The sequence below is a fragment of the Porcibacter vitabionis genome (genome assembly GCF_046263795.1).
Lineage (GTDB): Bacteria > Bacillota > Clostridia > Lachnospirales > Lachnospiraceae > Lachnocurva.
Genome location: NZ_JBJYZD010000001.1, coordinates 192865 through 204597, shown reverse-complemented (window position 1 = coordinate 204597; position 11733 = coordinate 192865). Strand labels below are relative to the sequence as shown.

Annotated in this window: 13 protein-coding genes; 12 read left to right on the top strand and 1 reads right to left on the bottom strand. The window is 48.0% G+C overall.

Going from position 1 to position 11733, the window contains the following annotated elements:
• Positions 1-41 precede the first annotated feature (41 nt).
• Both dapA and dapB read left to right on the top strand, forming a co-directional pair.
• Positions 42-932, top strand: coding sequence for a 4-hydroxy-tetrahydrodipicolinate synthase (gene dapA, locus ACKX2L_RS00975; RefSeq protein WP_497552467.1), 891 nt, complete (start codon positions 42-44; stop codon positions 930-932).
• Between the two features lie 24 nt (positions 933-956).
• Positions 957-1718 carry a 4-hydroxy-tetrahydrodipicolinate reductase gene (dapB, locus tag ACKX2L_RS00970; RefSeq protein ID WP_497552466.1) on the top strand — a complete coding sequence of 254 codons (762 nt, stop codon included), beginning with the start codon at positions 957-959 and terminating at the stop codon, positions 1716-1718.
• Positions 1719-1880: 162 nt separating this feature from the next.
• Here the strand turns inward: dapB and ACKX2L_RS00965 are convergent, their stop codons facing one another.
• Complete coding sequence (locus ACKX2L_RS00965; protein ID WP_497552465.1) at positions 1881-2603, bottom strand: alpha/beta fold hydrolase; 723 nt, start codon at positions 2601-2603, stop codon at positions 1881-1883.
• Positions 2604-2834: 231 nt separating this feature from the next.
• Here ACKX2L_RS00965 and ACKX2L_RS00960 point away from each other — a divergent pair, with 231 nt between their 5' ends.
• The 10 genes from ACKX2L_RS00960 (at position 2835) to ACKX2L_RS00915 (ending at position 11485) form a co-directional block, all read left to right on the top strand.
• Positions 2835-3611, top strand: coding sequence for a glycerophosphodiester phosphodiesterase (locus ACKX2L_RS00960; protein ID WP_497552464.1), 777 nt, complete (start codon positions 2835-2837; stop codon positions 3609-3611).
• 91 nt (positions 3612-3702) lie between these two features.
• On the top strand, positions 3703-4677 hold the full coding sequence (locus tag ACKX2L_RS00955) for an alpha/beta fold hydrolase (RefSeq protein ID WP_497552463.1): 975 nt from the start codon (positions 3703-3705) through the stop codon (positions 4675-4677).
• Between the two features lie 42 nt (positions 4678-4719).
• Positions 4720-6219 carry an ATP-dependent Clp protease ATP-binding subunit ClpX gene (clpX, locus tag ACKX2L_RS00950; protein WP_497552462.1) on the top strand — a complete coding sequence of 500 codons (1500 nt, stop codon included), beginning with the start codon at positions 4720-4722 and terminating at the stop codon, positions 6217-6219.
• A gap of 68 nt (positions 6220-6287) precedes the next feature.
• Positions 6288-6581, top strand: coding sequence for a YerC/YecD family TrpR-related protein (locus ACKX2L_RS00945; protein WP_497550752.1), 294 nt, complete (start codon positions 6288-6290; stop codon positions 6579-6581).
• 15 nt (positions 6582-6596) lie between these two features.
• Positions 6597-7094, top strand: coding sequence for a DUF5721 family protein (locus tag ACKX2L_RS00940; protein WP_497552461.1), 498 nt, complete (start codon positions 6597-6599; stop codon positions 7092-7094).
• Positions 7095-7177: 83 nt separating this feature from the next.
• Complete coding sequence (locus tag ACKX2L_RS00935) at positions 7178-7378, top strand: cold-shock protein (RefSeq protein ID WP_497550750.1); 201 nt, start codon at positions 7178-7180, stop codon at positions 7376-7378.
• 155 nt (positions 7379-7533) lie between these two features.
• Positions 7534-8388: a DegV family protein gene (locus ACKX2L_RS00930; protein WP_497552460.1), complete on the top strand. Its 855-nt coding sequence runs from the start codon at positions 7534-7536 to the stop codon at positions 8386-8388.
• A gap of 95 nt (positions 8389-8483) precedes the next feature.
• The gene (locus ACKX2L_RS00925) at positions 8484-9761 is read left to right on the top strand and encodes a bifunctional folylpolyglutamate synthase/dihydrofolate synthase (RefSeq protein ID WP_497552459.1); all 1278 of its coding nucleotides are present in this window, start codon (positions 8484-8486) and stop codon (positions 9759-9761) included.
• 71 nt (positions 9762-9832) lie between these two features.
• Positions 9833-10636, top strand: a complete 804-nt coding sequence (locus tag ACKX2L_RS00920) for a class I SAM-dependent methyltransferase (RefSeq protein ID WP_497552458.1) — start codon at positions 9833-9835, stop codon at positions 10634-10636.
• Positions 10637-10639: 3 nt separating this feature from the next.
• A complete protein-coding gene (locus ACKX2L_RS00915) occupies positions 10640-11485 on the top strand; it encodes a class I SAM-dependent methyltransferase (RefSeq protein ID WP_497552457.1) in 846 nt (281 codons plus the stop codon).
• The last annotated feature ends 248 nt before the right edge of the window (positions 11486-11733 follow it).

The following is an 11733-nucleotide window of genomic DNA, read 5'->3' as shown; positions in this document are numbered from 1 at the left end:
TAGACTTTTATGGAATAAAGTCTTTATGAGAGGAGACCATTATGGCGATTTTTAAAGGTGCCGGTGTCGCTATTGTTACACCGATGAAGAATACAAGTGAGATGGAAGTAAATTACGATAAGCTCGAAGAGATTATCGATGACCAGATCAAGGGCGGCACAGATTGCATTGTCATAGCCGGAACGACCGGTGAGGGCGCTACTTTGACCATGGAAGAGCATAAGAAAGTCATCGCTTCAGCCGTTGAATTTACAAAGCATCGGATCCCTGTTGTGGCAGGAACCGGCTCCAACTGTACCAAGACCGCGATTGAACTCACAAAGGAAGCGGAAAGCGTCGGCTGTGATGGCGCATTAGTCGTTACTCCTTATTATAACAAGGCAACCCAGCAGGGCCTCATAGAGCATTACAGCATGATCGCCAGAGAAACCAAGCTTCCGATCATTATGTACAATGTACCCAGCCGGACCGGCACCAATATCCAGCCGGAGACGGTCAAGGCCATCATCGATCGAAATGAAAATGTCGTTGCCATCAAGGATGCGGTCGGAGACCTCTCTCAGACGGCACATATGATGAATCTCTGTGATGGCAAATTGGATCTCTATTCCGGAGAAGACGGTCTTGTCGTACCGATCCTTTCCATGGGAGGTATCGGCTGTATTTCCGTTGTTTCTAACATCGCTCCGAAAGATGAGCATGATATGATTATGGCTTATCTGGATGGAGATACAGAAAAGGCCAGACAGATGCAGCTTCGTCTGATTCCTCTGGTTGACGCTCTCTTCTCGGAAGTGAACCCGATTCCTGTTAAGAAGGCCATGAATCTCATGGGAATGGATGTCGGACCTCTCAGGGCCCCTATGTTCGAAATGTCAGAGGAAAAGGCCCGTGGTCTGGAGAAGGCCATGCAGGAGTATGGACTGCTGTAATTCTTTGGAAAGGGAAAAGATGATATGACAAAAGTAATTCTTCATGGATGCAACGGTCATATGGGCCGTGTCCTTACCGATATTATTGCAAATGATCCGGATATGGAAGTTGTCGCCGGCGTGGATAAGTACCTGGGCCTAGAGAACAGTTATCCGGTCTTTTCCAGCCTTTTTGAGTGTGATCTGGCTGCAGATGCAGTCATCGATTTCTCCAATGCAGCTGCAGTCGACGATCTTTTATCTTTTTGTGAAAAGAAGACCATGCCGGTCGTTCTCTGCACCACCGGTCTTTCCGATGAGCAGTTGAAAAAGGTTGAGGAAGCTGCTAAGAAAACGGCAGTTCTTCGTTCTGCGAATATGTCTCTCGGGATCAATGCGATCCTTGACCTCTTAAAGAAGGCTTCCCAGGTCTTTGTGCCTGCCGGATTTGATGTAGAGATCCTGGAAAAGCATCATAATCAGAAGCTGGATGCTCCGAGCGGAACTGCCCTTGCTTTGGCAGATGCGGTAAACGAGGCTTCCGGCGGCGATTATACTTATATCTATGACCGTCATGACCGGAGAGCCAAGAGAGATCCTAAGGAGATCGGTATTTCATCGATCCGGGGCGGTAATATTGTGGGTGAGCATGATGTGATTTTTGCAGGAATGGATGAAGTCATCACCATTCGTCATACCGCTTACAGCAAGGGTGTTTTTGCCAAGGGTGCGGTAGAAGCTGCTAAATTTCTGGCTGGAAAGCCTGCCGGAATGTACGACATGGCAGATGTGATTGCTGCAAAGTAAGACCATGATACCAGGGCGAAAACGGAATCCAATATCGTAATATAGTTTTCATAATATAGTTTTTGCAATATAGGTTTCGTAATATAGATTTCATTGAAAAAAACCGATCGTGAAAAGCTGATTTCACGATCGGTTTTTATTTGCATTAAGATCCATAGCAGATCAAATTTTTGGATCCGCATCAGACGGCCGGTGTCTCAGTTGATAAGCTGTCAAATGCTCCTTATAAAAGCGATTGATGAAGGGAAGAAGCTTTTCGGAATGAACGACATAGCTGTCATGACTTTCACCGGGAAGAATTTCCATCCGGCTGTTGGGAAGAGCCCGGGTGATGGCCTCAGTCTCTTCTTTTTTTATCATGTCATGTTCTCCTGCCAGTACCAGAACCGGGACAGAAATTCGTTTCAGGTCACGATCCAGAATATTGGGCTCACTTAACATCATGGCGGTCAGCGGATTTTTGTCTTTTCGATAAGCGGATCGTATCATTCGAATGGCTTTTGGAGTCAGGCCGTCGGGGTTTCGGTTGGCACCGCAGATGATCATGCCGGAAAGCATATCCGGATGGAGGCTGGCAAGGATCAAAGCAATAATTGCTCCGTCACTGAAACCGACAATAAATACATCTTCAAGCTCCAGAGAAGTGATGAAGCGGGAGACATCCAAGGCAAAATTAAGATAATGAAGATCCTTTGCCTCTGCGGATGCGCCATGGCCTCTGCTGTCGATGGCATAGATCGTAAATTTCTGCTGATCGATCACCCGCACAAGTTCATCAAAAATATGATGATCCTCACCATTTCCATGCAAAAGAAGGAGCGGACGGGGGCCGAAACCGCTTTTCTCATAAGCAATGATCTGTCCGTTTAACTGGATATAATACATAGAATTCTCCCTCAAAATTCCAATTCAATTTCAGACTTGCCTGCTTGATTTCCAAGTAACTGTTCCTGCAAGTTCAAGCAACCTCAGGCAACTTTATATGTTACCATAATAAGCGAGTGATGACAGTGTCAAAAGTACCTTCACCACAAAAATTTCCATAGAATATTCACAATGGATGGAATCGCAGGTGTTATAATGAGACAGACTGTGAGTTTGAACAGGAGGAAAATTATGTCGAATATTAAAGTTTGGGCACATCGTGGAGCCAGCAGCTATGCTCCGGAAAATACACTGGCATCTTTTGAAGAAGCGGTAAACAAAAAAGCAGACGGCGTAGAGCTGGATGTACAGTTGACAAAAGACGGGGAAATCGTCGTGATCCATGACGAAACGGTCGACCGGACAACGGACGGAAGCGGCTGGGTCAAAGATTTTACTTTGGAGGAGCTTCGGAAACTGGATGCTTCTTATCAGAACCTGATGCAGGGCGGCGAAGTTGTAAAGAAGGCCAAATTATTTGATTCCTATGAAAGCATTCAGATTCCGACGATGCGGGAAGTTTTCGAGCTTTTGAAGCCGACAGGGCTGACCATCAATATTGAGCTTAAAACCGGCATCGTATTTTATCCGGGCTTGGAAGAAAAAATCCTGAAACTGACGGAGGAATGCGGCATGGAAGATCGGGTCCTGTATTCTTCTTTCAATCATCATACGATCGAAAAGATCCATAGCTTAAAGCCGGACGCGAAAGTCGGTTTCCTCTATGCAGACGGAACGATTGATATGCCGTCCTATGGCAAGGCACATGGTGTTAATGCCCTGCATCCTGCCCTCTACAATATCCAGTTCCCCGGTTTCATGGAAGACTGTAAGAAGAAGGGGCTCGAAGTGAATGTCTGGACAGTCAACAAAGAGGAATACGTCGGTATGTGCGTCAAGGCCGGTGTCGATGCCGTCATCACGAATGATCCGGATATGGCAAGACAGGTTATAACGCATGCAAACTGATCCGGCTGATTTTTTTGCTTTGGCACTTGACGGTTTTAAAGTCAGCTGACGGATCCGGCGGGAAGCTTTCATAGCTCATGGGGAGAAAAAGATGAGTGAGAGAACCTATTTTGGAGAAAATGATTTCTATGATTCGATGAGGAATATTGCCCTTCCTGTCATACAGTCGAACCTGAAAGAAGGTGACCTGACCGGTGAGGAAAATATAAACCTCCACTATTATGAGCTGCTCCATCCGAAAGAAAGAGCAGCGGTTGTGATTTTCCACGGCTTTTGCGAATTTTTCGGTAAATATCATGAGCTGGCTTATTATCTCTTCCGGGAAGGATGCAGCATCTTTTTCCTGGAGCAGAGGGGACATGGCCATTCTGACAGAGAATGCGAGAATTGCTGCAAGGTCCATGTCAGAGACTTCATGGAATATGTTCGGGATCAGAAGACATTTGTGGACCAGGTAGTAAAAAAAGAGATGCATTCCGATCGCCTGCTTCTTTTTGCCCATTCCATGGGCGGTCTGGTCGGCGGCCTCTATCTCGAGCAATATCCAAAAGATTTTGAACGAGCCATTCTGTCTTCGCCCATGCTGGAAATTAATTATGGCGGGATCCCGAAAGCAGCGGCGGTATTTATGGGAATTCTGGCCAGGATCCGGAGGAAAACCAAAGAATATGCGCCGGGTGGTCACGATTTTACGCCGGAAGCGGACTTCGAACATTCTTCCCAGCTGTCGCCCGCCCGCTATCAATATATGTTTGACCAGCGTCTTCAAAATACTTGCGATCAGACATCTTCGGCAACTTACGGCTGGGCGATCGCATCGATGAAAGGCGTTAAGGTCTTTCATAAGAATGCAGACAAGATCCGGGTGCCGGTTCTTATTTTACAGGCAGGGAAGGACACAATGGTGGATATCAGCGGACAGGACCGTTTTCAAAAAGAGAATCCCCATGTTCGAATCGAGCGCTTCCCGAATGCTAAGCATGAGATCTTCAACTCGACGACCGAAGACCGCAGCCGCTTTTACGATCTGCTTCTCGATTGTTATTTTCCTTCCAATAGCTTATAATATTTAGCAATTAGACGCGTTAAAGTTCAGAAAGAGGTTCGCATGGCAGAAGACATGAATACGAATCAGAATCCGTCCAATCAAGAGGATTCGAAAAAAGACGACTCCAACAAGAATAGCTATGAGGACATTTGTTATATCTGCAGACGTCCGGAGAGCGTGGCAGGGAAGATGATCCATCTGCCCAATAATATCTGCATCTGCCAGGACTGTATGCAGAAGACCTTTGACTCTATGGCGAATTTCGGCTTCGGCGGAGGCAGCAATGCAAAACTGGATCAGGATGACAGCCATAATTTGAATAATCTGGATTTCTCCGGCTTTCCGAATATCGGGATGCTGAATCTCGGAGATATTTTCGGGGATGCCCAGAGAGTAAAGAAGAGACAGGAAAAGAAGGACAAAGAGCCCCATATCAAGCCGGTTTTCAGTATCGAGAACATTCCCCATCCTCATGAGATCAAGGCAAAGCTGGATGACTATGTGGTTGGCCAGGACTATGCCAAGAAGGTGATCTCGGTAGCTGTCTACAATCATTACAAGAGAGTGGCAACCAATACCATGGATGAAATCGAGATCGAGAAGTCGAACATCCTTATGATGGGACCGACCGGTTCCGGAAAGACCTATGTTGTCCGAACACTTGCAAAACTATTGGATGTGCCCCTGGCGATTGCAGATGCAACCAGTCTTACCGAAGCCGGCTATATCGGCGATGACATCGAAAGTGTCATCTCCAAACTGCTGGCAGCTGCGGATAATGATGTGGAGAAGGCCGAGAAGGGTATTGTCTTCATCGATGAGATCGATAAGATCGCAAAGAAGAAAAATACCAATATGAGAGATGTGAGTGGAGAGGCGGTTCAGCAGGGAATGCTGAAACTTCTGGAAGGTTCGACCGTGGAGGTTCCGGTGGGTGCAAGCTCTAAAAATGCAATGGTTCCCATGACACTGGTGAACACCAGAAATATTCTCTTTATCTGCGGCGGAGCTTTTCCCGGTCTCACCGATATCATCAAGGAACGGCTGAACCATTCCTCCTCTATGGGTTTTGTCTCTGATCTGAAAGATAAATATGATAATGATCCGCATCTTTTGCAGAAGGTGACAACTGAGGACCTCCGGAAATTCGGCATGATCCCGGAATTCCTGGGACGTCTGCCGATTCTCTGTCCTTTTGAGGATCTGACGGAGGATATGCTGGTCCGCATTTTATCGGAACCGAAGAATGCCATTATCAAGCAGTATCAGAAGCTTCTGTCATTGGATGAGGTCAATCTGGTCTTTACCGAGGACGCATTGCATGCCATTGCCAAAAAGGCCATGGATCGGAAGCTCGGGGCCAGGGGCCTTCGTGCCATCATCGAAGAATTTATGCTGGACATCATGTTTGAGGTCCCGAAAGACGATGACATCGGCACCGTGACGATCACAGCAGATTATATCGAAGGCAAGGGGGCGCCTCTGATTGAAATGAGGACCGAAGAACGCTTGCCGTCGAAAGCTTCGAATGTTTCCACTAAGGATGCAAAGGAAGCATAGGAAGCATAATAAACATAAGAAGAGAGAACGGGCAGCAGCCGGTCAAAATGTGATGGAAAGGGAAGAAAATGTCGAGAAGAGAGAAAAAACCACATTCTCAGGATCTCTACCGTGCCGTCCTTTTATTAAAGGATGAGGACGAATGCTTTAAATTTTTCAGAGATATCTGTTCGGATTCCGAGCTCCTTGCGATGGAACAGCGCTTTAATGTGGCAAAGATGCTGGAGGATGGGAAGACTTATCTGGAGATCCAGGAAGCAACCAATGCAAGTACTGCGACCATCAGCAGGGTTGGCCGTACTTTTACGGAGGGAACCGGAATCATCACCAAGATCCTGGATGAGATGGACGAGAAGAACTAGGCGGAAGCAGACCCTATGCAAGTATTTACCATAGACGATGTCAAAGGCCTGATGGCCGGTCTGCTTCGGAAGGAAACCTTTGACTCCTTCCTTTTAGTGGAGGCTGAGATTCGCGGCCGGGCTGCCTTGTCCTTGGACGGCCGCCTGCCGGAGGATTTCTACAGTAACGAGGAACTGGAACGATTCAAGGCAGAAGGAGAATTCAGCCCCTATCGGGAGCTTCGTCCTTTGATTTTCGAAGGGATCCGGGGGAAATATACACCAAAGCAGATCAAGATCATTTTTGAAGCGCCAAACAGCCTGAAGAAGAAGGTGCTTGCCGGTTCGGACACCGATCCGGATCAGGTTGGCGGTTTCTTCTTAAATGTCCGTTTTGCGGAGGGCAAGTGTACCCTGTCCGGCGGTTGTTCCATGAAAGCCTTCACTTTGGATAAGAGCGCAGAGAAACTTTGGGATGCCTGGTTAGCCGGCTGGCTGGAAGATAAAAAAATATATTACACAATTATGGCGTGACTTCTTTACTTTAATGTGTCTGTGTGATAGGCTAAGAACTATCAGGGTATTTGGACCTTGAAGTATTAGTGGAGGTATATGAAATGAAAGGCACAGTAAAGTGGTTCAGTAACCAGAAGGGTTACGGTTTTATCAATGGCGAAGGCGGAAAGGATGTATTCGTACACTTCTCCGGTATCAACAGCGATGGATTCAAGACTCTGGAAGAGGGACAGGAAGTAGAATATGAGATTTCCGAGGGATCCAAGGGTCCCCAGGCTGTTAATGTAACTGTCCTGAAATAAAATTTTGGTCTATATTTGAAACCCGAAAGACGACATTCAAAAGTTTTGAGTGTCGTCTTTTTTTATTCGGATCCAAATGTGTTATACTAAACTTATCTATTCTGTTTTGTTAAGCGAAAGAAGACTTCTGGTTCATAAACCTGAAAGGAGCCTGAATGTATAGAATTTTGATCGACAGCTGTGGGGAACTGTTTCCTGAAATGGTGAAAGACCCGGATCACTTCGCCAGCATTCCGCTTACTCTTGAGGTGGGAAACGAAGAAATCCCGGATGATGAAAGCTTTGATCAGAAAGCCTTTCTGAAGAAAGTCAAGGAGAGTCCGACCAGTCCGAAATCCGCCTGCCCTTCCCCGGATGCTTTTATCCGGGAGTTTAAAGGTGCGGATCGTATCTATATCATCACCCTGTCTTCGAAATTGAGCGGTTCTTACAACAGTGCCTGCCTGGCCAGAGATATCTATCTCGAGGATATGGAAGATGAAGACGAGGATCAGACCACGAAGATCCATGTGTTCGATTCCAAATCCGCATCCATCGGCCAGACCCTGATCGGAAAAAGGATCGCAGAACTGGAAGAGAGCGGCGCCTCTTTTGAAGAGGTCGTGAAGGAAACAGATGCATACATCGAAGAAGAGCATACCTTCTTTATTCTGGAGACCCTGGAGACCTTGCAGAAGGCAGGCCGCCTGTCCGGAGTCAAGGCAATGCTTGCCAATGCATTGAATATCAAGCCTGTTATGGGATCAACACCCCAGGGCTCGATTCAGCAGTTGGGCCAGGGCCGTGGCATGATTCGGGCGATTGACAAGATGATCGATGAGATGTTAAAGGTCACCTCCCATCCCGAGACAAAATGCCTGGCTATTTCTCATTGCAATGCACCGGAGACTGCCGAGAAGGTCAAGGAAGCAGCTTTGAAGAAATCTGCTTTCCGGGAAATAAAGATTGTTCCAACACGGGGTGTCAGCTCCATGTATGCCAATGACGGTGGAATTATTCTTGTCATATAAGGGCAGGGGATTATAGGATAGCAGATTCGTGAAGTCGTGATCCATCAAAAGCCATGGGACAGATCCCGTGGCTTTTTTCTTGAAAGGAGATCAGCTTGAAAGCAGAGGACGAATATCGGGAGGTCATCGGGACCATAGAGAATAAAAGACGCTTCGGCAAGGCCAGCGGCCGGGAAGTCATCGATCGATTCCTTACAGCCATGGGCGAACCGGACCGGGGCATGAAGATCATCCATATCGCCGGGACCAACGGCAAGGGGTCGACTGCCGCAGGCCTGGCCAGGCTCTTAGAAGAGATGGGCTATCGGACCGGCCTTTTCACCAGTCCCCATCTTGTGGACTTTTGTGAGCGGATTCAGGTCAATGGGAAATGTATACCAAAGGCAGAGGCGGTTTCTCTCGGCCGGGGGATCCTGGATCGAAGCATCCTGCCGGAAGAACAGCGGGAGAAAGTCGCTTCCGTGGAAGATACCATGTTTGATGACAGCCTTCTTATGGCTCTTTTATATTTCAAAAAAACGGCCTGCGACTATGTGGTCCTGGAAACCGGACTGGGTGGCCGCCTGGACTCCACTTCCGGTCTTCATGAGAAACCGGTCGCTACCATTATTACAAGGATCGGCATGGATCATATGCAGATCTTAGGGAATACCCTGGAGGAGATCGCAAGGGAAAAGGCCGGCATCCTTCGTCCCGGTGTTCCCCTGATCCTTTCGGAGAATGATCCGGCCGCTTCGCAAGTGATCTGTAAGGAGGCAGAGGAGATTGGGGCGCCGGTCTATCTTTCTACAGGCGACAAGAAACTGGCAGAGACCATTCCCTGCAGTCTGGCCGGAGCCTATCAGGCGGAAAATATGGCCAATGTTCTGACGACGGCCCGGGTGCTTTTCCCAGAGATGGGGCAGGAGGAGATCCTGTCGGCGGCAAGGCGGGCTTTTCTTCAGATCCAATGGCCGGGCAGGATGCAGGTCCTGTCGAAGGAGCCCTTCCTTCTCATTGACGGAGCCCACAATCCCCAGGGAGTCCATGCTCTGAAGGAGAGCCTTTTGGGACTATACGGACCGGGACCGTACTGCTTTGTCATGGGTGTTCTGGCGGACAAGGATTATCATGCCATGATCCGGGAGATCCTGCCTATGGCAGAGTCCTTTCGGACAGTGACCGTTTCGAACCAAAGGGCCTTGCAGGGGCAGAAGCTTGCACGTTTGATCCAGGAAGACGGGGTCCGGGCTTACGTCTACCAGGATCCGGCCCTGGCTATCCGGGAGGCAGAAAATGAGGCTCGGGCCAAGGGCTTAAAGACGGTTGCCTTCGGATCTTTATATTTCATCGGGGAAATTCTGGAGAGGAAGAAAGAAGGCCAAATTTTTTGATTGAAAGGGCGGGCCGGTCTGTGGTAAGATTTTTGGGCTGCGTCTAATGTGGATCGGAAAAAATAAATCAAATGAAACGTGAAGAAAAAAATGCTTTCATAAAGGGAAAGCTCCGGGAGGAAAACCATGCTTATTGGATCAAACGGGCAGAAGGCTATTCTGAAGTCAACAGGGAAGAACTGTCCGGAATTCAGCATGAGACCTGGTCCAAACTGTTACAAGAAGAGATCGAAAGAATCTATCCGAAGACCAACCCCAGGGACATTCAGATCCTGGATGTCGGAGCCGGGCCGGGTTTTCTGTCGATCGTTCTTACAGAGGCAGGGTATCATGTGACTGCAGCAGATTTTGCCGGGTCTATGTTGGACTGTGCCAGAAAGAATGCCGCTTCCCTGGCAGATCGGATCCATTTTGTTCAGGAGGATGCCTGCCATCTTTCTTTTTCGGATCAGAGCTTTGATGTGGTTCTGTCACGAAATCTGACCTGGAATCTGGAAGATCCGAAGCAGGCATATCAGGAATGGCTCAGGGTTCTGAAAAGAGGAGGCCTGCTTTTGAATTTCGATGCCAACTGGTACAGTTACCGGGTCGATGAGGAAGCCCGAAAGGCTTACGAAGAGGACCGGAAAAAGGTTGCCGAGAAGAAGGTTGGCGATCTGAACATTGGCGAGAATTTTGACCGGATGGAAGAAATCGCAGATCATCTGCCTCTGACCGGGATCCACCGGCCGGCCTGGGATCTCTCGGTTTTAAAGGAACTCGGAGCCGCCCGGGTCAGCAGGGTTTTGAATATCGGAGACCGGCTCTATTCAGAGAAAGAGAAGTTAAATTACGGCGCGACGCCGCTTTTTATGGTGGCTGCAGTGAAAGGATAAATTTTGGGAGAACTGCATTATTTCCCGTTTGAAGAAGAACGGACAGATATCAAGGATCGGGTGATCGAATATTGGACAGACCGAGCGGACTCCTTTTACAGGATCCGCCGGGATGAAATTGAAAGTCAGAAGGCAGAGCTCTGGACCAGAGAGATCAAAAACGCTCTGGTTCGGGCCGGGCTTCTTGGAGATTCGGATGGGGAAGAAATACGAAAGGCGGAGGGTCAGGCCGGACAGTTCAAAAAGTCTGACAGGCAGGAGCCCAGGCTGAAAGTCCTGGATCTGGGCTGCGGCGCCGGATTTTTTGAAGTTCTTTTAGGAAGACTGGGATATGACCTGACCGGGATCGACCTGACGGAAGAGATGATCGAAAAGTCAGAGAGGATGCTGGACTTCTATCTTCCCAAGGAGGCTCCCGTCAGAGTCATGACAGGAGATGCGGAAAAGCTGGATTTTTCAGACGAGAGCTTTGATCTTATTATTACGAGAAACCTGACCTGGACTCTGCCGCATCCGATTCAGGCCTATGCCGAGTGGTACCGTCTCTTGAAAAAGGGCGGCCTGCTCTTGAATTTTGATGCCGAATATGCCAAGGGCGCCCATAACTTAAAGTCGCCGGAAAATATAGCCCATAAAGACATTCCCGACGAGATGAAGGACCGTTGTCATGCCATTTATCATATGCTGACCATCAGCGCCCTGGACCGGCCGGAGTGGGATGAAGAGGTTTTACGGCAAGTCGGTTTCTCAGATGTAGCTACAGACAGGTATTTCTATCAGAGGGCCTTAAAGGAAAGGGACGAATTTTATATGCCGGATCGGATGTTTATGATCGAGGCGAAGAAATGAAGCCCGAGAGGAAACGATATTCCGATTTGCGGCCAAGGAAGATCGAGAGAAAGCGATATTCCGATTTGCAGGCAAGGAAGATCGAGGGAAAGCCTTATTCCAATTTGGAATAATGATACAGGAATAAATAAGGCACTTTACGGTCCTACATCTTCAAAAATAGAATAATATATGTTAAAATCCGAATGTTGACCTGCATTCGGATTTTTTTTCATCCATCGATCAAACCATCGATCAAACCTTCGATC

What these genes read in the sequence shown, in the direction of transcription:
- dapA (WP_497552467.1), top strand. Translation starts at nt 42, where the DNA reads ATGGCGATTTTTAAAGGTGCCGGTGTCGCTATTGTTACACCGATGAAG.
- dapB (WP_497552466.1), top strand. Translation starts at nt 957, where the DNA reads ATGACAAAAGTAATTCTTCATGGATGCAACGGTCATATGGGCCGTGTC.
- ACKX2L_RS00965 (WP_497552465.1), bottom strand. Translation starts at nt 2,603, where the DNA reads ATGTATTATATCCAGTTAAACGGACAGATCATTGCTTATGAGAAAAGC.
- ACKX2L_RS00960 (WP_497552464.1), top strand. Translation starts at nt 2,835, where the DNA reads ATGTCGAATATTAAAGTTTGGGCACATCGTGGAGCCAGCAGCTATGCT.
- ACKX2L_RS00955 (WP_497552463.1), top strand. Translation starts at nt 3,703, where the DNA reads ATGAGTGAGAGAACCTATTTTGGAGAAAATGATTTCTATGATTCGATG.
- clpX (WP_497552462.1), top strand. Translation starts at nt 4,720, where the DNA reads ATGGCAGAAGACATGAATACGAATCAGAATCCGTCCAATCAAGAGGAT.
- ACKX2L_RS00945 (WP_497550752.1), top strand. Translation starts at nt 6,288, where the DNA reads ATGTCGAGAAGAGAGAAAAAACCACATTCTCAGGATCTCTACCGTGCC.
- ACKX2L_RS00940 (WP_497552461.1), top strand. Translation starts at nt 6,597, where the DNA reads ATGCAAGTATTTACCATAGACGATGTCAAAGGCCTGATGGCCGGTCTG.
- ACKX2L_RS00935 (WP_497550750.1), top strand. Translation starts at nt 7,178, where the DNA reads ATGAAAGGCACAGTAAAGTGGTTCAGTAACCAGAAGGGTTACGGTTTT.
- ACKX2L_RS00930 (WP_497552460.1), top strand. Translation starts at nt 7,534, where the DNA reads ATGTATAGAATTTTGATCGACAGCTGTGGGGAACTGTTTCCTGAAATG.
- ACKX2L_RS00920 (WP_497552458.1), top strand. Translation starts at nt 9,833, where the DNA reads ATGAAACGTGAAGAAAAAAATGCTTTCATAAAGGGAAAGCTCCGGGAG.